Origin of the sequence: Pelotomaculum terephthalicicum JT (genome assembly GCF_022410535.1) — a bacterium.
Classification (GTDB): domain Bacteria; phylum Bacillota; class Desulfotomaculia; order Desulfotomaculales; family Pelotomaculaceae; genus Pelotomaculum_D; species Pelotomaculum_D terephthalicicum.
Genome location: NZ_JAKNBL010000032.1, coordinates 1 through 21,701 on the forward strand (window position 1 = coordinate 1; position 21,701 = coordinate 21,701).

20 protein-coding genes, 1 tRNA gene and 4 pseudogenes are annotated in these 21,701 nt (G+C 52.5%); 24 read left to right on the top strand and 1 reads right to left on the bottom strand.

The genetic code is table 11. The features are described 5' to 3' along the window. The first annotated feature begins 362 nt into the window (after positions 1-362). The 7 genes and pseudogenes from L9W92_RS14330 to L9W92_RS14360 all read left to right on the top strand — a co-directional run bounded on the left by L9W92_RS14330 (position 363) and on the right by L9W92_RS14360 (position 5,931). Positions 363-457, top strand: a tRNA-Ser gene (locus L9W92_RS14330). Positions 458-459: 2 nt separating this feature from the next. After that, the gene (locus tag L9W92_RS14335; protein WP_240084432.1) at positions 460-927 is read left to right on the top strand and encodes a hypothetical protein; all 468 of its coding nucleotides are present in this window, start codon (positions 460-462) and stop codon (positions 925-927) included. Beyond that, entirely contained in the window at positions 917-1,201 is a 285-nt protein-coding gene (locus L9W92_RS14340; RefSeq protein ID WP_240084433.1) for a division/cell wall cluster transcriptional repressor MraZ, read from the top strand. Before L9W92_RS14335 ends, L9W92_RS14340 begins: the two co-directional genes overlap by 11 nt. A gap of 11 nt (positions 1,202-1,212) precedes the next feature. Beyond that, on the top strand, positions 1,213-1,797 hold the full coding sequence (locus L9W92_RS14345) for a hypothetical protein (protein WP_240084434.1): 585 nt from the start codon (positions 1,213-1,215) through the stop codon (positions 1,795-1,797). Between the two features lie 14 nt (positions 1,798-1,811). Then, entirely contained in the window at positions 1,812-2,669 is an 858-nt protein-coding gene (locus tag L9W92_RS19540) for an S-layer homology domain-containing protein (protein ID WP_240084435.1), read from the top strand. Between the two features lie 2,447 nt (positions 2,670-5,116). Further along, positions 5,117-5,341 (top strand): annotated as a pseudogene (locus L9W92_RS19545) (hypothetical protein); the annotation flags it as partial. Positions 5,342-5,376: 35 nt separating this feature from the next. Beyond that, positions 5,377-5,931 carry a YodL domain-containing protein gene (locus tag L9W92_RS14360; RefSeq protein WP_240084437.1) on the top strand — a complete coding sequence of 185 codons (555 nt, stop codon included), beginning with the start codon at positions 5,377-5,379 and terminating at the stop codon, positions 5,929-5,931. 53 nt (positions 5,932-5,984) lie between these two features. On the opposite strand, the gene L9W92_RS14365 is transcribed toward L9W92_RS14360, so the two are convergent. Next, entirely contained in the window at positions 5,985-6,818 is an 834-nt protein-coding gene (locus tag L9W92_RS14365) for a class I SAM-dependent methyltransferase (protein WP_240084438.1), read from the bottom strand. A 303-nt stretch (positions 6,819-7,121) separates the two neighbouring features. Between L9W92_RS14365 and L9W92_RS14370 the strand changes: the two genes are divergently transcribed. The 17 genes and pseudogenes from L9W92_RS14370 to brxC all read left to right on the top strand — a co-directional run bounded on the left by L9W92_RS14370 (position 7,122) and on the right by brxC (position 21,698). After that, positions 7,122-7,508: a SpoVG family protein gene (locus tag L9W92_RS14370; RefSeq protein ID WP_240084462.1), complete on the top strand. Its 387-nt coding sequence runs from the start codon at positions 7,122-7,124 to the stop codon at positions 7,506-7,508. 46 nt (positions 7,509-7,554) lie between these two features. Continuing rightward, on the top strand, positions 7,555-7,767 hold the full coding sequence (locus L9W92_RS14375; RefSeq protein ID WP_240084439.1) for a hypothetical protein: 213 nt from the start codon (positions 7,555-7,557) through the stop codon (positions 7,765-7,767). Next, positions 7,739-8,413, top strand: a complete 675-nt coding sequence (locus tag L9W92_RS14380) for a CpaE/TadZ family protein (protein ID WP_240084440.1) — start codon at positions 7,739-7,741, stop codon at positions 8,411-8,413. Before L9W92_RS14375 ends, L9W92_RS14380 begins: the two co-directional genes overlap by 29 nt. 65 nt (positions 8,414-8,478) lie before the next feature. After that, positions 8,479-9,622 (top strand): annotated as a pseudogene (locus tag L9W92_RS14385) (ATPase, T2SS/T4P/T4SS family). Beyond that, positions 9,619-10,548 carry a type II secretion system F family protein gene (locus L9W92_RS14390; RefSeq protein WP_240084441.1) on the top strand — a complete coding sequence of 310 codons (930 nt, stop codon included), beginning with the start codon at positions 9,619-9,621 and terminating at the stop codon, positions 10,546-10,548. Before L9W92_RS14385 ends, L9W92_RS14390 begins: the two are co-directional and overlap by 4 nt. A gap of 6 nt (positions 10,549-10,554) precedes the next feature. Next, a pseudogene (locus L9W92_RS14395) lies at positions 10,555-10,911 on the top strand (secretion protein F); the annotation flags it as partial. Positions 10,912-11,070: 159 nt separating this feature from the next. Next, complete coding sequence (locus L9W92_RS14400) at positions 11,071-11,661, top strand: Mu transposase C-terminal domain-containing protein (protein ID WP_240084463.1); 591 nt, start codon at positions 11,071-11,073, stop codon at positions 11,659-11,661. Further along, positions 11,651-13,213 (top strand): ATP-binding protein, encoded by a 1,563-nt coding sequence (locus tag L9W92_RS14405; RefSeq protein WP_240084442.1) that lies wholly within the window; start codon positions 11,651-11,653, stop codon positions 13,211-13,213. The genes L9W92_RS14400 and L9W92_RS14405 overlap by 11 nt, the downstream gene beginning before the upstream one ends. Beyond that, the gene (locus L9W92_RS14410) at positions 13,203-15,110 is read left to right on the top strand and encodes a TnsD family Tn7-like transposition protein (RefSeq protein ID WP_240084443.1); all 1,908 of its coding nucleotides are present in this window, start codon (positions 13,203-13,205) and stop codon (positions 15,108-15,110) included. Before L9W92_RS14405 ends, L9W92_RS14410 begins: the two co-directional genes overlap by 11 nt. Before the next feature lie 156 nt (positions 15,111-15,266). Beyond that, a complete protein-coding gene (locus L9W92_RS14415; RefSeq protein ID WP_240084444.1) occupies positions 15,267-15,569 on the top strand; it encodes a nucleotidyltransferase family protein in 303 nt (100 codons plus the stop codon). After that, positions 15,559-15,975, top strand: coding sequence for a HepT-like ribonuclease domain-containing protein (locus L9W92_RS14420; protein WP_240084445.1), 417 nt, complete (start codon positions 15,559-15,561; stop codon positions 15,973-15,975). The genes L9W92_RS14415 and L9W92_RS14420 overlap by 11 nt, the downstream gene beginning before the upstream one ends. Before the next feature lie 89 nt (positions 15,976-16,064). Beyond that, positions 16,065-16,319: pseudogene (locus L9W92_RS14425) on the top strand (conjugal transfer protein TrbL family protein); the annotation flags it as partial. Between the two features lie 46 nt (positions 16,320-16,365). Further along, positions 16,366-16,566, top strand: a complete 201-nt coding sequence (locus L9W92_RS14430) for a recombinase family protein (RefSeq protein WP_240084464.1) — start codon at positions 16,366-16,368, stop codon at positions 16,564-16,566. A gap of 119 nt (positions 16,567-16,685) precedes the next feature. Then, positions 16,686-16,901, top strand: a complete 216-nt coding sequence (locus tag L9W92_RS14435) for a helix-turn-helix domain-containing protein (protein WP_240084446.1) — start codon at positions 16,686-16,688, stop codon at positions 16,899-16,901. Positions 16,902-16,913: 12 nt separating this feature from the next. Further along, complete coding sequence (locus L9W92_RS14440; RefSeq protein ID WP_240084447.1) at positions 16,914-17,516, top strand: DUF1819 family protein; 603 nt, start codon at positions 16,914-16,916, stop codon at positions 17,514-17,516. Between the two features lie 3 nt (positions 17,517-17,519). After that, positions 17,520-18,101 carry a DUF1788 domain-containing protein gene (locus tag L9W92_RS14445; protein ID WP_240084448.1) on the top strand — a complete coding sequence of 194 codons (582 nt, stop codon included), beginning with the start codon at positions 17,520-17,522 and terminating at the stop codon, positions 18,099-18,101. Between the two features lie 18 nt (positions 18,102-18,119). After that, on the top strand, positions 18,120-21,698 hold the full coding sequence (gene brxC, locus L9W92_RS14450) for a BREX system P-loop protein BrxC (RefSeq protein WP_240084449.1): 3,579 nt from the start codon (positions 18,120-18,122) through the stop codon (positions 21,696-21,698). Positions 21,699-21,701: the final 3 nt, after the last annotated feature.

The following is a 21,701-nucleotide window of genomic DNA, read 5'->3' on the forward strand; positions in this document are numbered from 1 at the left end:
AATGAAAGTGGCACACGGTCTTGATAGAGCTGATACCGTGGGCCTTGTCGCTATGCGATTACAAACCTACTTCACGGCCTTTGTGGTGAATGTAAAAAGAATCGTGAAATTAAACGAACTAAAAGCGGTATAATGTTGCCGCTTATTTTATTTTCAATACTATTTTGATATTCAGATTGATTTATAAAGGAATATACATGCGCTGAAAAAGCCGCTGCTTTATAAAATAGTGGCTTTTTCAGTGCCCTTGTAAAATGGGTATTTCTGTGGAACAGGAACAACTTAATATTTGTTATGTCTGCTCTAAAGGTCTGTCATTTTTCCGAGTGGCTTTTAGAGGAAGATCATATACTTTACTACACGGAGGCGTACCGAAGTGGTCATAACGGAAACGACTCGAAATCGTTCGGTCGGCTTTAAAGCCGGCCCATGGGTTCGAATCCCACCGCCTCCGCCATAATGTGTGATCAATTTAGATGCAGGGCTGTTTTGCCCAGTAATCATGCGGATTTGCGGGCCTTCCAAAGCGATTTTGGAAGGCCCGTTTTCCTCATCGTCCCCGCCCAGCTTTTGCGGGACATGGGGCTGGTCCCCGGCGACACGGTGAAGCTTGCCTACATCAGCGGTTCCGACGACTCCAGCCGCAACACCTTCAAGGAATTTGTCCTGACCCCCGACGGCATTGCCGCCCTCCAGGACGACGAGGACGCGGAACTCGCCCTGCCCCATGAACTGCTGGAGGCGGCGGGAATTCCCGTGGACAGCGATCTGGAAATTGTCTGCGCCAAGGGAGCGGTGATTATTTTGGAGGCCGACCTGCTGGACAGCCTGCCCGACGACCTGCGGGAGTTGTTTGTAGACCTGGGCATCCATCCCGACACCGTTCGGGAGGTTATGAGAAGCGGAGGTGTTTTTGATGGCCGGTAAAGGCATTTACAAGGTGCTGGACGACAAAGGCCGCGTCCTGATCCCGAAAGAATTACGCGCGGCGGCTGAGATGCAGCACGGCGACATTATCAAGCTGGGCATCCAAAAGGGCGTTGTCACCGCCAAAAAGGTAGACCTCATCAAGGTGGGCGACAAGTCCCCGCAGGCGGTGGAAGCCTATGTGTTCTCCGCCGTCAAGACCATGGAAAAGCAAACCCTCATCTCCCTTGCGGGGCGGCTCATCGCGCTTCTTGAAGAAAACACCAAGGAGTAGGAGGTTTTTACATGACGGACAAAAACCTGTTCACCCAGGAGGACTGCGTCCAAACCGGTTATGCCATGTCCATCGCGGGCAGAGTCATAGCCTTGAAGCCGTCCGCCTTGCCGCAGAAGTATCAGGATAGTGAACATCAGTTGTACTTTTGCCAGGGAGGCAACGGCAGCAACCCCAACCCCATTGGCCGCTCCATCTTCACGGTTTCCCTGGCCGACGGCGAGCGGGTGCGCTGGAACCGTGGCGATGTCCTCGGCGTCCTCAAGCCGGAGTTGCTGCCCGACTCCGCCAAACTGCACCTTTCGCAAATCCGGCCCAGCGGCGCTCTCCACCTGCGGCAGCATGCGCCGAAGTACAGCGGCTACAGCTTCCTGCCGGACGGCAGATATGCCGCGGGCGTGCCGCTCTGCAGCGAAAAAGAAGTTAAGGACTACATCGAGATGCAAAAGGATTACCAGCATAAAGTGATGATCTGCGACCGGGAAGACTTTTGCGTGTTTGAGATGGTGGAAGGAGTAGTCATCCATCCCTCCCCGGAAACCATCGAGGCGTTCCGCAAAGCCCAGGACCGGGGCGGCATGAACATTAAACTGTAAAGAAGATAAGAATATTGCCGGTATGGAACGGAGTCGGGGGCGGCGCGGCAGCGCGACTCCCGGCTCTTTGCATATCCATAAAAACAACGGAAAGGAATGAAAGCCCCATGAAACAGAAAGGCAGGAAAATCTGCGTCCTAGTCCTGGTTCTGGTTCTGGTTCTGTCCCTGCTGCTTTGCGGCAGCGCATACTCCGCGGCGGCCCTGTTCCCCGACATCAAAGGACATTGGGCGGAACAGATCATCACCGAACTGGCGGGCAAGGGCATGATCAAGGGCTACCCTGACGGAACGGTCAGGCCGGACGCCACCATCACGAGAGGCGAATTCGCCGCCCTGCTGGCCAGGAATCTGGCGCTGGACACGACAACGGCAGAGAGAGAACCGCCCGCCTTTAACGACATTGCCGGTCATTGGTCGGAGCGAAACATCGAGGCGCTGGCAGACAAGGGCATCCTCGATCCGGCGGATTATGACGGCAGCCTGCGGCCCGATGAACCGATCACCCGCGTGGAAATCATCCGCATGCTGGTAAGGGCAATCGGCCAGGGCGAACAGGCGAAACTGCCCGCGGGCCATACCGGTTTTGCGGACGACAATACCGTCCAAGGCTCTGACAAGGGATATGTCGTCCTGGCAATTCAGTACGATCTGGTCAAAGGTTATCCCGACAACACCATCCGACCGGAGGGCAGAACCACAAGAGCTGAAGCTTTCGCGTTGCTTGTGCGCCAGGACGAGGCACTGGAAAGAATCAAAAAAGAAGCCGAAAAGCCGGAGGAAGAGGAACATTCCCCCGGCAGTTCGGACGGCGGTTCCGCCAGCTACCCCAGGGCGCAGGTGGCCTTTGATCTGCGGGCCGCTGCCCGTTGACCTTGGAGAAGCGGTGGACGGTTCCCTGGGCAGCGAAGGCGGCACCATTGTCTTCAAAGAAAGCGGCAGCTACATCCTGACCGCCACCGCCGTCAACTACGGCAACAGAGAAACCACCTGTGCCGGAAGCATCACGGTCTATCCATTGATAGACGCGGGTTTTGAACTGCCGGAATACACTCACACGGATAAAACGGTCACCGTCGCCACCGCCGCCGGGCCTGGCGGCCTTGACATCCTGTGGTCGGCGGCCAAGGACGGCGAGGCCGCGGTATGGGATACCGTCATTGACGGTAGTTTTGATAACAGCGGCGGCACCATCAGCTTTAAAGAAAAGGGTAACTATATAATCACCGCCATGATTACCGATGCCACCGGCAGGAGCTTCACCCACAGCCAGGCCATCGCGGTCTATCCGGTGGTGAGCATGGCCTTTGAACTGCCGGCCACGGCCCACACCGACACCGTCATTGACCTGGCCACCAACCTGACGGAAATAGACGGACTGACCGCCGATTGGAGCCTGAGCAGAAACGGAGAGGCGGTTTCCATCCCTGCCTATGTGGAGGGCGAGCTGTCAAACAGTGGTGGCTCCCTCCGCTTCACGGAGAAAGGCGTGTACACCTTAACCGCCAAGGTTGTCGACGCCACCGGAAGAGAGTTTGTAAGCACGGCGGCAACCACGGTATATCCCGTTGGCGCAGCCGGTTTCTATCTGCCGGAAATAACCCACACCGACCAGACTGTGGCTGTGGAAGCCAGCTTTGCCAACATAGACACCGCAACGGCGGTCTGGACACTGTCCAGAAACGGCGCGCCGGTCGCCCTTGACGACTACGTTGAGGGAACATTGAACAACAACGGCGGCAGCGTCCGCTTCAAGGAAAAAGGAGAATATGTCCTGGCCGCCGCCTTTACCGACCCGGCAGGCAGAACCTATGGCTACACCTCGCTGGTAAATGTCTATCCCGTGTCGGAGCTGGCATTCAGTCTGCCGGCCACGGCCCACACCGACACCGCCATACCTGTCGCAGCCACCGCCAAAGAGATGGACGGCTTAAGCGTAGAGTGGCTGGTGGACAACATCTACGGGTTTCAGGATTGGGGCACCTATATTGACGGCAAGCTGGACAATGACGGCGGCATCATACGCTTCAAACACGCCGGTGTTTACGAACTGGCGGCGCGAACAACGGACGCCACCGGACGGGTATTTTTATTCGAACCCGGTTACAAAATCGAGGTGCATCCTGTGCTGACCATCCGCTTCGACTTGCCGGAGGCAGCCTACACCGACCGAACCGTTGACCTCCGAACCACCGGCAACATCGCCGTTTTGCCGACGGAATGGAGCGTCACCAAAGACGGCGCGGCGGCATCCCTCGAAACCTATGTGGAAGGCGCACTCAACGCCCAGGGCGGGAAAATCCGCTTCATCGAGCAGGGCGACTACGTGCTGACCGCCGCCATGACCGACGCCCTGGGCCGAACCTTCTCCCACAGCAACTCGGTCACCGTGTATCCCATACCGGAAATGCAGCTCATCTTGCCGCGGCTTGCCTACGCGGGAGAGGCCGTCTCCGTCACTGTCAGCAAAAGTCATCTGAACAATTCTAACGTGGTCTGGAGCATCTCGGCGGACGGCGGCGCTGCCGCTCCCTATACCGATTATGCCGGCGGCACCCTTACAGATGAGGGCGGCACCATCGCCTTCACCAAAAAAGGCGGCTATGTCCTGAAAGCAGCCGTCACCTGCGCCCTGGGGCGCACCTTCGAGTATACTGCGGACATCACGATCTATCCCATTCCCCAGGCAGAGGTTAGCCTGCCCGCAACCGCCCACACCGACCAGACCATTGAGGTGGCGGTAGCCGCAACGGAGCTGGGCAGCCTCGATATAGCCTGGTCGGTGGCCAGAAACGGCGCGGCGGCTGATTGGGATGAATATGTGGACGGGACTCTCACCAACCAGGGCGGCTCCATCCGGTTCGCGGACAAAGGAAACTATCGCCTCACGGCAACCATTACCGACGAACTGGGGCGCAGCTTTAGCTACACCGCGGACACAACGGTCTATCCCATTCCCCGGGCGGAGATCAGCCTGCCCGCGGCCGCCCATACCGACCAGACCGTGGAAGTGCAAACGACCCTGGCGGAGCTGGGAGAGCTGCGGATCGCATGGAGCTTGACCCAAAACGGCAACCCTGCGGAATGGGCCGAATGCATCAAGGGCGCGCTTTCAAATGGCGGCGGCTCCATCCGGTTCGTGGACCAGGGAAATTATTGCCTCACGGCAACCATCACCGACGAGTTGGGGCGTAGCTTTGCCTACGACGCCTCCACCCAGGTATATCCCGTGCCGACGGTGGAGTTCACCCTGCCGGAATACGCCCACACCGACACAGCCGTTGACATTGTCCCAGTCATCCAGGAGCTGGGCGGCCTTAGTTTCCGGTCATTCCGGCAGCGACTACGGCCGGGTGCGCGGGTACAACGTGAATACCGGCCAGTGGAATCAACTCGATTACCAAACCACCACCAACGGCATCACCTTCAGCCGGATGCTGCCCCCAGGTGTGTACTCACAGTTGGAGTTTTACTACTATACCAACCATGACTGCATGTACAACAAGTCCAACATCACCTATTCGGTGACCTATTACTTCGAATAGGGCGAGCGGCATGTTGATGAAGGGAGGGATCTGAAATGAATGGCATCAGCATCAAAAACAACCGCATCCGCTTCTACGGTAACACCGCGGGATACATTGAAAACGGCAGGGCGATCGTCGATCCCATGTTCCACTGCGAGGAATTGAAGGATTACCTCACCGAAAAGCAGGGTCTGGAAATCCAGTGGACGAACGGCGTGTTCGACCGGCTGGCCGGCGGCCGGCTCGACCCGGAGGGCAACGCGTCCCTCCTGAAAGCCTTCCGCATCCATCAGCTAAGACCCGATGTGGACGTGATGATGAAATTCATCGGCTACGACGAACTGCTGGAACGCTTCGGAGAGCCGAATCCGGAAAACTATCGGGTGGTATATGACGGGCAGCTGGAAACCAACAATCTTGATGCTATCTATGAAAAATTCAACCTCGACCATCCACCCGGCTATCAGGGCCATAGCCTCTCCATGTCGGACGTCATCGAGCTGTACGACCAAAACGGCAGTTCCTTCCACTATGTCGACCGCTTCAGCTTCCGGGAGATCGCCTTCCAGCCTCCCGAGCAGGAGCATACGCAAAGCATGTATCTCTAACGCGCCCTGGCAGCCGGGCGGCTGTTTTTGGCACTCGATTTAAAAATAACATCTTAGGCTTTTGTGCAGATGACGCCGATTACAGGTGAATCAGCAATGTATTTTTCCCCGTAAAGGTTCGATAAAATGTTTTTCACTTTGAAACCGCTGTCCTCAAGTTCTGTCCGTATTGCTTCCGGTGAAAAGAAAGACTGATAGATGCGATAGATCTTTATCTCCGAATCAAAAACGGCTATGAGATCGCATAGCGCGGGAAAGTCCGGGTAGAAAAAACTCTTTTCCAGCACGAAATGCGTATGCGGTCTCCAGAACCCCGAATCAGATGCATACCACTTCGGAGCGGCGCTTTTCCTTCGATTCTCAAAAGCGGTTAGGCTCGAAACATCAAAGGCAAAACAGCCCTTTGGTTTCAGGGCATTGTAGATGTTCTTGAGCAGCACCTTTCGGTTTTCAGGGCTTAGCACGCCGTAATCCTGAGAAATCAGTATCGCGGCGTCGAATTGCTCGAATCCAAATGGGCGTAAATAACTTGCCTGAATGAAGTTTGCTTTTTTACCCTGATTGTGATCTTTTGCGTACCGGATTGAGTTTTCGGACCTGTCGATACCGGTTGTAATGAAACCTTTACGCGCAAGCAGTGAGCAGTAAAGTCCTGGCCCACACCCCAGGTCCACAATGGAACCGCCTTTTTTCAACTGCATTGCCTGCGGCAGATATTCACAGATCGCTCGTATTTTTTCCGGTTTGTAGCTTGCGGCGTTGGTATCTGGTGACAGATGGGCTTCCAGCATCTTTTTTGATATGTGCGGGGCATTCCAAAGCTCCTCGCCCGGTTCATACGGAGCGGGGCAACGGTCGGCTTTTATCAAGTCGTTTAGATTAAACATAACAACCTGCCTCTCAAAAATTATTTGATAACAAACTGAAAAAGGGATGCCGCTTATAAACGGCATCCCTAAAAAACGAAAAGGGATACCGCCGGAAAGGATGAACAGACAAGACAAAACACGCCTATGGAAAACAGGCGTAATTCATCTGCATCTGTTCAAACTTTCTTTTCCAGTCGGTGCAGATTGCTGCCCCGGCCGGACGGCATCCCTCCATTAATTCAGCTTCAGTTTGTTATCGCCTCTAGCATAGCTTGCAGTGCTTATATTGTCAACAAAAAAGTAGAACAGGAGGAAAAGATTATGAAGAAAACGGAAAACACCCAGGCCGCCCTTTCTGAAAGCGCGGCGCAGCCCCTGCCCATGAAGGTGGATGTGAAGATCGGCTCCATCCGGCCTGAAGGCAGCGTGCGGGCCATCGCCTCCGTCAACCTCAACGGCTGCTTCGCCATCCGCAACGTCAAAATCATGGACAGCAGCAAGGGACTGTTCGCGGCCATGCCCAGCTACAAGGTTGGAAACGGCGAATACAAGGGCATCTGCTTCCCGATCACCAAGGAATTCAGGCGGCAGCTCAATGACGCGGTTATCGACGCATACCGGCAGGCGCTGAACATGGGCCAACGAAAAGGAGAGTCGCAGGCCCCTTTTGAAGCGCCGGAGCAGAACTCCGGAATGCAGATGGGATAAGCAAAGCAAGTCCATACCTGAATATTGATTTATGGAGATGATGCTCATGGGCGATGAAAAAAGCGCAATATCCCAGGACACCGGCCAAGCCTCTTACTCCCGGCCTGCCAAGACAAAACTTCCGGAAAACTATACGATACGGGACGGGTTTTTATGGAAAGGAGATACGCCCGTATCCCTTGTGGTTTCGGTAATTGTTGAAGCCGCGGTCCAGGGTTTCCTCCATGTGGATGAAACAGAGGAATATAAAACCGGATAAAATCTCACAGGAAGCATTTAACATGACCGCTCCCATGCTGCCCTGCGTCTGTCCGCCCTCCGACCTGGAATGCGAGAAGTCCCTGGGCAGCATTTTGGCGGCCACCCATATCACGGACACCCTCATCAAGCAGAACTGCGTCACCCACAAACGATATCGCCATCTGCTTCTGATCGGGATGCTCAAGGGAGAGAATGTATTCACCTATCCGCCCTATACCCCGGAACTGGCGGCGGAACTGATCGACCATCTGCGGGATATCGCGCCCCATGTCATCATTGACTGCGGGAGCCATATCGCCAATGACATCCTGTCCGCGGTGGCGCTTATGGAAGCCGACTCGGTGCTGCGGCTGGTGAACTGCGACCTGAAATCCATCAGCTACCTGTCCTCCCAGCTCCCGCTTTTAAAGGACAACAAATGGGACGCCGACAAGCAGTGCAAGGTGGCCAGCAACCTGAAGCCCCATCAGGCCAGCGAGCATATCGAGCAGGTGCTGGGCGATGTGGCGTTCAAAATACCTCACTCCGATGAACTGGAGAGCCAGGCGTTGGCCGGGGATCTGTTCCGGGATCTGGCGCTGGGGGACAGCCGGGGCTTCCGCAGGGAGATCGGGAAAATCAGCCAGGAGGTGTTCGGCGTATGAGAAACAAAAAGACCAGACAAAAAAGCGCCGACAATCCGCGGATTAAAAACGGGGAAGTGCCTGCGATGAAAGCGCCTTACCCCCTCCGTTCCGCCAATATGACGGACAGCCACCGTCTGTTTTTCGCGCCCGATGACAGCTCCAGGGACTTTGGGGCGGTTTTGCGGGAGGTGCAGGAGTACATCTCTTCGAAGTATTCCACTCTCATCATCGACGGCGGCAGGGACGAGGTCAAAACGCAGGTCAAGCGGTACATCGCCAAATATATTCAGGATTACCGCATCGCCGTGGACGGCATGACCGGCCGGCAGCTTGTGGACGCCCTCTACACCGAGATGGCCGAGTTTTCCTTCCTCACCAAATACATCTTCGGCACGGGCATTGAGGAAATCGACGTGAACGCCTGGAACGACATCGAAGTCCAGTACGGCGGCGGCTCCACGGTCAAGCTGGAGGAACGCTTCGAGTCACCAGAACACGCCGTCAACGTGATCAGGAGGATGCTCCATGTGTCGGGCATGGTGCTGGACAACGCCAGCCCCGCCATTTTGGGGCATCTAAGCAAAAACATCCGCATCGCCGTGCTGAAAACGCCCCTGGTGGACGAGGACGTGGGTGTTTGCGCCTCCATCCGCATTGTCAATCCGCAAAGTCTTAAAAAAGAGGATCCGCAGCAGTGAAAATGAGAAGCAGAACATCGACCAGGACATGCTGCTGGACATGGCGCTGCGCTTTAATCCCGAAGTCATCTGCGTCGGCGAGATGCGCTCGGCGGAAGCCTACGCCGCCCAGGAGGCGGCCAGAACCGGCCACACCGTGCTGACCACCATCCACTCCAACTCCTGCGAGTCCACCTGGCGCAGGATGGTCACCCTGTGCAAGCGCAAATACGACATGGCGGACGATACCCTCATGGCTCTTGTCACCGAGGCGTTTCCGATTGTGGTATTCACAAAGCAGTTGGAGAACAAGCAGCGCAAGATGATGGAGATCATGGAATGCGAAATCCTGCCTGACGGTATGCGAAACTACCGCACCCTGTTCCAGTTTCAGATTGCGGAAAACCGCGTGGAGGGCGACAAATTCATCATTAACGGACGGCACCGGCAGGTGCGGGGCATCTCATCAAGCCTGCAAAAGCGATTTTTGGAAAACGGCATGCCCCAGGAAGTGCTGGCGCAAATCACGAAAGGAGGGCCGGACAGATGATTACGCTTCAACTGATCGCCTGCGTCGGCCTGATTGCCGGCGCCTTTATTTTGCTCGAAATCTCTTTCTCTGAGTTCACCGACGGTCTGTTCGGCTTTCTGACCCGGCGTCCCCAAGGCATTCGGGACGAAATCAACGAGGCCACCCAGCGCAAGAAACCGTCTTTTTTGCGCCGGGGAATCCTGGAGGCCCAGGACATCCTGACGCTGACCGGGCGAAGCAGCCGCTTCACGATGGTCTGCGCGTCTTCGCTGTTGCTGTTCGCTGTCGGCGCAAGTATCGCCATCCTGCTGCGGAATGTGTTCCTCATTCCCGCCCTGGCGCTGGGCCTGATGTTCCTGCCCTTTTGGTATGTGCGGCTGACCGCCGGCCACTATAAAAAGAATATCGCGGCGGAGCTGGAAACGGCTCTGAGCATCATCACCACGGCCTATCTGCGCAATGAAGACATCCTGACGGCGGTGGAGGAAAACATTCACTACCTGAATCCGCCGGTGCGCGGCGTGTTCGCCCAATTTCTCACGCAAATCAAGCTCGTCAACCCCAATGTGGACGCGGCGCTCAAAGCCATGAAGACAAGAATCGAAAACGAGGTGTTCCGGGAGTGGTGCGACGCCATCGCCGCCTGCCAGTACGACCGCGGCCTCAAAACCACCCTGACCCCCATTGTCGGCAAGCTCTCGGACACGCGGATTGTCAACGACGAACTGGAGTACCTGGTGTTTGAGCCGCGCAAGGAATTCATCATCATGGTGATTCTGGTGGTGGGCAACATCCCCGTGATGTATTTTCTGAACAAGTCATGGTATGAAACGCTGATGCACACCGCCGTGGGGCAGATCATCCTGGCGGTGTGCGCGGCGGCCATCTTTATCTCCACCGCCTTCGTCATCCGGCTGACCAGGCCCATCGAGTACAGGAGGTAGCGAAATATGACGACATTACTGTTTTTATTCGCAATTCTGCTGGCCGCGGGGATGTTCTTTATCCTGTCCGATGTACTGAAGCTGCCCACCCTCGGCGCGGCCAGAGCCATGCTCGGCGCGGGCAGGGGGGACAAAAAGGCCGCCAAAACCATGGAGGCGTGGCTCATGTCGCTTGCGGTCAGGCTCTCGAAACGCATCCCCATGGATGAGTACAAAAGGAGCCGCATGGCGAACATCCTCAAGGCGGCGGGCATCGGCACATCGCCGGAGGTCTACGCCGCCTACGCCATGGTCAAGACGGGAGCGATTCTCCTGGGCGTGATTCCCTGCCTGCTTCTATTCCCGCTGCTCTCGCCGGTACTCCAACACAACAACCATCATTTTTTAGATGGCTATGAGCGCACGGCGGATATGATTGCGGACAATGTGGAACCGATTCCCATTAAACTTTGGAATTGGGGTATCGCCCATTGCTCCGGCGCGTTGCGCTCGTTCCCGGAGGAAACCGTCAAGCTGTGCCTGATGCCAACGGGAACGGCTTCCGTAACGGCAAAAGGTATTCGCTTCAAAGGTTTGTATTATCTGTGCGAACGCGCCGCCGTGGAGCATTGGTTTGAAACGGCACGGGCAAAGGGCAGCTACAAGGTGGATGTCTCTTTCGACCCACGAAATATGAGCGCCATTTATGTGCGGGAGCCGGACGGGTCTTTTGACAGTTGCTTTTTGGCAGAGTGGCAGGATAAATACGTGGATATGTGTTTGGACGAAATCCGCTATTTGCAGGAATCCGAAAAGCTGCTGCGCCGCCAAAACGCTGCAAAGGAAATGGCGACCAAAGCGGACTTGTCCGCAGCGATAGACAGCGTTATCGCGGAAGCGGAGGAAATGGCGCGGCAGACGGCTGTCCCGAAATCCAAACTCGCCAGAACCAAAAACATCCGTGAAAACAGGCGCGCCGAAAAAGAGCGCAACCGCAGGGATGAAGCCTTTTCTCTTGGCGATGACGATGTGCCGCAGACCGCCAAGCCTGAACCGCAAGAAAAACCTGCGGCCATCTCTCCCACGCTCGCCATGATTCAAAAGCAATTGGAGGAACGGCTGAATGAAAAATGAACCGGGCAAAGCCTGTTACCTGCCGCAGATTATTGAGGAATACAAGGGAAATCCATTGATAGAGGCTCTGCCGCCCATTTATTCAAGCTATGAGGCGGCGAAGCTTCTGACGGTTGACCCCGGATACAACGAGGGCGAACGGGAATTTGACGCGCAGTACCGCTTCCACTGTATTGGCAGACTGTTTCGGTATTTCCAACCTCTTGATACCCATATCGACATTGAACAGAGGATTTCACGGGCGATACGTCAGGGCTATATCTCAAAAAATCCCATTACGCCTGATTATGCGGCAAGGCTGGCGCAGGGCGCGGTTGCCATTCGGGAAAAATCCGACCTGAACGCCGTTTACAGCATGAACTCTACCGCTTCCGGCTTTACCGTTATCGGGATGTCCGGTGTAGGCAAAACGACGGCGATGGAAAAGGTTTTATCGCTCTATCCTCAACAAATCCTGCACACGCAGTACAAAGGGGAACCGCTGTTTTTAACGCAGTTGGTATGGGCGAAAATCGACTGCCCGTTTGACGGCTCGTTAAAGGGGCTGTGCCTGAGCTTCTTTGCCTATGTTGACCGCATTTTGGGTACGAGCTATTCCAAAAAGTTTTCCTCCGACCGTATGACGGTGGACGCCGCGCTCCCCCGCATGGCGCAAATCGCCACAACGCATTGTCTTGGGCTGCTTGTGATTGATGAAATCCAGCACCTCAGCCAGGCGAAAAGCGGCGGCTCGGACAAAATGCTGAATTTCTTCGTTACGTTGGTCAACACAATCGGCGTCCCCGTCGTGCTGATTGGAACCACAAAGGCCATGTCGGTTTTGCAGAGCGAGTTCCGGCAGGCGCGGCGCGGCAGCGGACAGGGGGATTTGCTGTGGGATAGGATGAAAAACGACCTTTCATGGGAGATTATGCTCCGGGCAATGTGGAAAAACCAGTGGACGCGGAATCAAACCCCACTGACTGCCGAGTTGAAAGATATACTCTATGATGAAAGCCAGGGCATTATCGACATTGCGGTAAAGCTCTATGCGATGGCGCAGATGAAAGCGATTGCCGACGGGACGGAAACGATAACCGCCCAAACCATCAAAGAAGTCGCGGCGGAAAAGCTGCGGTTGGTAAAGCCCATGCTCGAAGCGCTCCGTTCCGGCAATATGAAAAAGCTGCTGATGTATGAGGACATCAAGCCCATCAATGTGGAGGATTACCTTGCCGCTCAGTCCGGAAGGATAGCCGGCGGCGATATTCCTTTGGGGCAAAATGAAATACTGTCGTTGGAAGAACAGGCGGTGCTGAAACTTCTCGAAATGGATATATCCTCAAAAGTTGCCCGTTCCGCTGTGAAGAAGGCCATCGGAAAATCCGTGTCAGGCCAGCCTCTTGCCGCCGTTGTCAAAAAGGCATTCAAAATCGCCCTGAATATGGAAACAGAAAAGAATCCGACCGATATTGATGAGCAGGATGATGATTTAAGAAAAGCCGCCGGGGAATCGCCGTATGAAAATCTGAAAAAGTCAGGATTCATCGCGGAATCAGCGGATGAGTTTTGACGAATCCCCGCTGGGCTTTTTCCCAACGCCGTATCCTGACGAGATATTTTACAGTGTTCTGTGCCGATACCATATCCGCAGCGGCAATCCGGCGTTTGTCAGCACCGCCAAAACAATATGGGGAAAAAAGATCAGCTCGAATTTGTATCTGCCCCAATCTCTCGGTAAAGTAGCCCTGCGGATTCCGCCAGAGACGGGCTTAACGGCGGAATGTTTCGCGGCCAACAATACGATTTATCCGTTTTTAAAACCGTTTCTCCCCGAAGAGCGCGGGCTTCAAGTGTTGGAATTACTGAAAAGTGAAGCGCAAAGCGAAATTATGGCTTACCAGCTTTGCGGTCTGCCTCGTTCCAAAAGCCCCAAGTGGCAGTATCTCCGCTATTGCGAGGATTGTTGGCAGGAAGATATTCGGCTTTACAGCGAGCCATATTGGCACAGGCTTCACATGCTTCCCGGCGTTCTGAGGTGTCCTGTTCATGGGAAACCAATCAAGAACTCCGTTGTCTTTCAAAAAGATATTAGTTCAAAGTTTCATGCCGCCTCTTTTGCGGTGGCCTCCAACGAGCATATGCCTTCCTTTTGTGACGGTACAACTGAAAAGCTGATGAATGTCGCGGGGGACGCTGCTTGGATTATGCAAAACGGTTATGCTCTGGCGTTTTCAGAATCGACAATGGAAATTTATGACCAATTGCTTCAGGTGAAAGGGTATCGCTGTTTAAGCGGGCGCAGGATGAAAAGCCAATTGCTCGACAAGGAGATTTGTGAGTTTTATGGACAAGAGCTTTTAGAGCTTTTGGAGGTTCGTTCACAAGGCGTGGTTCCGTGGTCAGAGCGCGTTATGCATAAACGAAATTCTCTGCTCTATCCGGTCTATTATCTTTTGCTTATGCGGTTTTTGGCCGGGTCTGCCGAAGATTTCTTTACAAAGCAACATGGTGTGGCACATCCCTATGGAACAGGCCCGTGGCCATGCAGAAATCCGGTTTGCCCGTACTATTTGAAAGATGTGATTTCTGAACTGTCGCCTCTGGTGCAGTTTGCTTCCCGCCATCAGGCAACATTCACTTGCCCCCACTGCGGGTTTGCATACAGACGAAGCCGTGAAAGACCTAAAAGCAAACAATATTCCGGCCAAATTGATACGGTGGACTACGGGTGGCTGTGGCTGGATACGTTCAAGAAGATGATGAAATCCGGCACTCCCATTATGCATATCACAGAAAAACTACACTGTGGTTTTCTAACAGTAAAGCGATTGGGTGTTGAACTGGGTTTCTTTCCGGCAGATCAATTACCGAAGAAGAAGCCATATATCTACCGTGAACGGAAAACTGTGCCGGAACCTGCTCCAAAGCCAACATCGAAAGACTACTATCGGGCGCAATGGTTACAGGTTATGAAAGACAACCCGGATTCATCCCGCAGTTTTCTGATTAAGCGTTACCCTGAAATTTACAAATGGCTGCGGAAAAACGATGTGGATTGGTATGAGGTCAATGCGCCAAAGTCCAAACGGTATACAGTGTTTGAATGGGCTGACAATGATGATGATAGTTTAGAGAAAGCCCGCGCTGCGGTTGCTTACTTGAAAAGCTCGCCGGGTCGCCCTGTTTGGATTAACCGGCATTCTGTGGAAAAGTACGGCGGGCTGAACAATCTCTACAAAAATCTGAAAAACGGCTATTTGCCAAAGACGCAGGCATATCTGGATGAAGCATTGGAAACCGATATGGAATGGCGTAAGAGAAAAATTCAGTGGGCGGTAAAAGAGCTTTTTGATTCAGGGAAAAATCTTCTTCTGCCGCAGATTCAAATCAAGGCTTCCATTTCGCACAAGCTGTTTATCCCATTAGAAGGCTTTACCCGCGACTGCATTGAACAATTACAAAAATGAATATCTACATACAGAGAGCAATCGGCTGATGTCGGTTGCTTTTTTGTATGTATCGGAAGGTGGACCTTTTTATTTCCAAATTCAAGTAGATTATAAAAACTGCTGTGGTATAATAGATCAAAAAGTATTTTAAACATATTTCAAGGAGGCGAGAGCATGGCAGCGAAAAAGTATACGATAGAGGAAATCAAAACTGTTGTAGAACCAATCGCCCGAAAATATGGGGTGGAACGCGTGTATCTGTTTGGCTCTTACGCCCGTGGAGACGTTACTGAAAACAGTGATATAGATTTGCGCGTGGATAAAGGGTCCCTTAAAGGGATGTTTGCTCTGTGCGGGTTATATACGGAAATTGAAGAAGCTCTGCAGACGAAAGTGGACGTTCTGACAACAGGCAGCCTGGAAGATGACTTTCTCCATAAGATACGGAAAGAAGAGGTGCTTCTGTATGGCGGATAACCGGAACGCCGACGTGCTCCGCCGTATCATTTCCTATTGCCGTGAGATAGAAGAAACCATTCGGCGCTTCGGAAAAGATTACACGGTATTCGCGCAAGATTCCGTATATAGGAATGCCACAGCTCTTTGTGTAATGCAAATTGGAGAATTGACCACGCATCTCACCAATGATTTTAAACAAACCTACACTGGAATGCCTTGGACGCAAATTAAGGCGCTGCGCAATGTGGTTGCTCACAGCTATGGTAAAATTGACGTGGAAAGCTTATGGGAAACCATAACCATCGACATTCCAAAGTTGAAAGACTATTGCTCCGACATCATCCAACAATTTGATGTCCTCACGCAGGAGAGCGCCAACGATCCGGAGGATGAGCAAAAGATTCCCGGCATTTCCATGGATTAAACAAAACCAACTAAAAAAAAGCAATTGGAACACGCTTATCTGAAATAGGAAGCGTGTTTTTTTATTTATGAAAGGAGTGACAGGCCCAAATGTTCATATGGGATTTTACCACCGGCCTTGTGCTGGGTCAGATCATGGACTGGATCTATGGACAGATCATCGGCTTCCTTGGCGAATTCTTTGCCATGATGGGCAACATGGGAGCCGAGCTGTTCGATATGAGCTGGGTGCAGGCCATCGTGCTGTTCTTCTCCTATCTGGCCTGGGCGCTTTACGGGACAGGGGTGGTGGTCCAGCAACATGAGATTGGGATGCCGGGCGCGCATGCGCAAAGGCACATACGTCAACCCCTCCGTACCGTGCGGATACAGGTTTGTAAATAGGGAATTGATGATTCGTGAGGACGAGGCCGAAGTGGTCAGAAGAATCTTTGCGAGCTACCTGGCGGGAAAAGGCATTGACGAAATCGCCGCCGAGTTGACGAAGGACAAAGTTCCCAAAAAGGACGGCGGCACCAAATGGTATTATAGGTTCCATCACCGCCATAGAAAACACAGGTCAAAAGGTTGTAAAGCTTCCGTTAAAGAATGATTAATCATAAAAATAATATTGGCATTCACAGATATAATTTCTTTAATATATAATTTTATGTTGGAAAACACTATGCTTTTTTGTATAATAAAACCAACTCACCTGAAGGGATTGGAACTATGGCCATCAGCTACATTAAGCTATGGAAGCTTTTACTGGACAATAAAATGAAAAAGACCGATTTGCTCAGTCTTGCCGATATCAGCACGACCACCCTGGCAAAGCTGTCGAAAGACCTGCCCGTCAGCATGGAAGTCATGAGCCGGATTTGCCATGCGCTTTCCTGTGATATTGGCGACGTGATGGAAATAATCCCCGATAAAAAAGGCGATTAGGAGGATGCTGTCATGGGTTTGGAACTGCCTTACACGTCCTCTATAAAGGACATGCCCTTTATGTTTTCCGATATGCGCAGGACTGCGCAGTTGCTGTGTGAGGGGAAAACGAGGGAGGAAATTATAGAATTGTCGATGACCGCTAATATTTATCAGCTTGAGAAAGAAAAAAGGCGTCGCGATTTGCCCCTGAGAATGCTGAAGCGTCTTGGGACGCTTGACATGCCTCTGGTTTCCATCGTGGCCAATGGACGGGACGAGGACGCTAAGCTGATCGCTTTTCTGGCGCTGATCAAATCAGACCGTCTTTTTTTTGAATTCATGCGTGAGATTTACTCGGACAAATTCCTGTCCGGTCAAACGGAAATCGATGACAAGGAATTTTTAACTTTTATTGAACGCAAAGCGCAAAACGATGATACGGTGGCAGGTTGGACACCAAACAACCTCGTGCGCATACGAAACACCTACAAGAATATTCTTTGCGAAGCGGGGCTGGCCAAAAAGGACAAGGATGCGCTAATCATCCTGAAGCCCGTATGCAACCGGAAAATCCCCGCTCTTCTCAAAGGAGAAAACGCACCTTACGCAAAAGCTATGCTCCTGGAGGTGTAACGGATGATGACGCTGAATAAGCGGCTTGACCTGATCGAGCCTAAAATATTGGAGAAAAGCTTTCGCACGGGGCGCGGCACGGCGAATGAAATCAACTTCTGGATTTTTGACTACAATCCGGAAGATGAAATGGCAGTTCGCGCCCATGTTTCATATCTAAAACAGCGTGTAAACAACGCCCATGACGACGTGCGAATTGTTGAATTTGATTTATACAAGTTAATGCTGGACGTTCTGCGGGAAAAGAAATATCTTGACAAGGTGATACAAATGGAGCAGGTCAAAACCAGTGAGGCGATTATCAATCCTATCAAAAAAACGCTGAGGCTGACTCTTGACGGCGATTTGATTATCGGAAAGATTGCTGAGAGCATTGTACCCGAGAGTGATATTATCTTTTTGACCGGGGTGGGAAAAGCCTGGCCGGTCATACGTTCCCATACCGTGCTAAATAACCTGCACAGCAAGATAGACAGGAATCCTCTTGTCATGTTCTTCCCCGGCGACTATACAAACGAGCTGCGGCTGTTTGGAGAAATCACGGACGACAACTATTACCGGGCCTTTAAGCTGATTGAAAGATAGGAGAGTGGCGGCATGAAAATGCATGATATGTTTCAAAAGGATATTGACAGGCCAATTCAGGGCGTTGTCAAAATTGGTCAGGACTCCAATGAAATAATCACTGCGGAACTGGAAGAGTACGTCGTGACTAAGGAACTGCATCGCCATTTCGACAAGTTCTTTGAGGGCTACCGCAAGGGCACGACAACCCGCACCGATAAAATGGGCGTCTGGATTTCCGGTTTCTTCGGCAGCGGTAAATCCCATTTTCTCAAGATACTTTCCTATCTTCTTTCAAACAGAACCTATAACGGCAAAAAGGCCATCAGTTACTTTGACGGAAAGATAGCCGACAGCCGTATTTTGGCTGATATGCAGGTCGCAGCCGATACCAGCGCGGACGTGGTCCTATTCAATATTGACGCTGAGGCTGATGCAGACTCGAAGACCAAAAAGGATGCCATTGTCAAGGTTTTCATGAAGGTTTTTAATAAAATGCGGGGCTTTTGCGGTAGTATGCCGTGGATTGCCGATTTGGAGCGGCAGATGACCAAGGACGGTGTCTATGACAGCTTCTGCGCCCGTTTCAAAGAGCTTGCGGGCAATGAATGGGAAGAAACCCGCGAGGATTTCTATTTTGAAGAGGACAATATCGTTCAGGCGCTTGCCGATACTACGAAGATGAGCATTGACGGTGCGCGGAACTGGTACAACAAATCCGAGGAGAACTATTCTCTGGATATCAACGGATTTGCGAGGCGGGTGCGGGAATACATAGAAGCGAAGTCAAAGGAAACAGGCAAAAAGCATTTTGTCATCTTCCTTTGCGACGAGATGGGGCAGTACATCGGCGGCGACAGCGGCCTGATGCTGAATTTGCAGACTGTCGTGGAAAGCCTGGGCACGGAATGCGGCGGACAGGCCTGGGTCATAGCCACAAGCCAGCAGGATATCGACTCAATCACGAAAGTGGACAGAGACAACTTCTCTAAAATTATCGGGCGGTTTGACACGAGGCTTTCCCTTTCCTCCGCCAACGTGGACGAAGTGATCAAGAAGAGGCTGCTCGCCAAGACGGACGCGGCGGCGGACAAGCTGCGCCTTTTATATGCCGGGAAAGCCGCCGTTATCAAAAACCTGATTACCTTTTCTTCTGATACACCGGAGAAGAGGCTATACAGTTCCGCAGAGGAGTTTGTGGACGTGTATCCCTTTATCCCGTATCAGTTCAACCTGCTGCAAGCGGTGTTCACGGGCATCCGAACCCACGGCGCGTCCGGCAAGCATCTTTCGGAAGGAGAACGCTCCTTGCTCAACGCCTTCCAGGAGGCGGCGGTTCAGTACGCCAATTTCGACGACTGCATTCTGATTCCCTTTAACGCTTTTTACAGAACCATTGAAACCTTTTTGGATCACAATATCAAAGCAGTTATTATCAGGGCGGCAGAAAGCGCCGAGTTTGACGACGGAGCCTTGCAGCCCTATGATGTGGAAATTTTAAAGGTTCTGTTTATGGTGAAGTACATCCCCAATGTGCTGCCCGCCAACCTTGAAAACATCACCACCGTCATGCTGGGAAATATCGATCAGGACAAAATCGAGGCCAAAAAACAGGTTGACGCCTCTTTGCGCCGTTTGGAGGAGCAGAAGCTTATCATTAAAAACGGCAATCAATTTATCTTCCTGACAAACGAGGAACAGGACATCAACCGCGAAATCCGGGAAATCAAGATTGACACAAGCGAGATCATCGATAAAGTTGGGGACGATATATTCTCCACCTTGTTTGGCCTCAATAAAAAATACCGCTATAACGACCGGTATGACTTTTCTTTCAACACAATCATTGACGACAGGCCGAGAGGCGCGCAGAAAGAGGAAATCGGCATTCGAGTATTGACTCCCATGTATGCCCATGGCGGCGCCGCCGAGCCGGAACTCAAAGCTATGTCCATGCGGGAGAGAAACGTCATTGTCGCGCTTCCCTCCGATATGTCCTTCATCGACGAGATGGAACAGGCCCTGCAAATCGAGACGTACATCCGCCGTAACGCCGGCAAGGCGTCCACCGACGCGGTGGAGGACATTAAAACCACCAAAACCCGCGAGGGAAAACAGCGATTGGACAGATGCAAGGAGCTGATCTTCGAGGCTCTCAAAAAGGCTGATTTATATGTGAACGGCTATAAGCTTGACATTAAAGAGAAACAGCCGTCCGAAAGGATTAACGACGCCTTTAAAATATTGGTGGAAGGCATTTATACTAAGCAAAACTACATCACCAATCCCTTTTATACCAACGACAATCTAAGAGAAATTCTCACAGCCAAAGATACTCAGGTTGTGATCGAGGGCATGGAGGCCGGCGTTCCCAATCATCTTGCCATTGAAGAGGTGAAGGATATTGTTGCCCGCAGTTCCTATAAGAACATGCCGACCACCATGCGTACCCTGATGGATCACTTTAACAAAATCCCGTACGGGTGGAAAGACATGGACATCGCAGGCATCGTCCTGACACTTTTCCAGAAGCAGGAAATCCGGTTGGAGCTTGGCGGCGAAAGCATCGTCACAAGCGACATGAATGTGATCAACTATGTGACAAAACGAGATTATCTGGATCGTGTCCTTGTGAAAATGCGTGTGAAAATTTCACCCGTCCTGTTGCAGAACGCCAAAAACCTCGCGAAGGACGTATTCGGGAGAAGCGACATACCGGGTGACGAGGACGGCCTGATGGCGCGCTTTAAGGAGCTTGCCTCCTCCGAGCTTTCCGGAAACGACGGCAGCATCAAGGATTTGCTCCATGAATACGACAAGGCGGGATATCCCGGCAAAACCGTTTTGGAAAACGGCAGGAAGCTTTTTGAACAGGCCGTTAAAATCAAGGAAACAACAGCGTTTTACAATTACCTTGCTGCAGAAAAAGACGCCCTGCTGGACTACGGGGAGGACGTGCAGGACGTCAAGAAGTTCTTCAAAAACCAGAGAAAAATCTTCGATAAGGCGCTGAAAATGCTGGCGATTTACGAAGCCAACCGCTCTTACGTGCTTGACCCGGAGACTATCAAAGTGGTTGAGGATATCGAGCGCATCACCCGCCTGCCGGAACCCTACGCGGAAATACACAAGCTGCCGGAGCTTATCGAGCGGTTCATCAAACGTTTCGGCGACCTGCTGGAGGCGGAATGCGAACCGGTCCGCACGGACATCGAGGCGGACAAGGCTGCGACCTTGGCTGATTTGGAACGCCGTTCTTTCAAGGAGCGCTTTTCGGGAAAGGTGCAAGCGGACTTTTCGGCGCTGCTCGACAGGCTCTCCCATGCCAACAATATCTATGAAGCCATCGCCATGCGCACGGAGAGCGACCGCATGAAGCAGCGGTTTATGCAAGGCTTCGATGAAGAGGAAGCGCGCCTAGCGGCGGAACAGGCCAAGGCGGGAGATGATGTATTCATTCGGCCCCCTGTACGGAAAACGAAAACGGTGAGTGTGAAAACCTTGTTCCACGGGACCAGTCAGATATCCAGCAAAGAGGATATTGACAGGCTCTTGGACGAGCTGCGCAAGAAGCTTGAGGCGCAGCTTGAGGAGAATACAACGATTAAGATTGTATAGGGG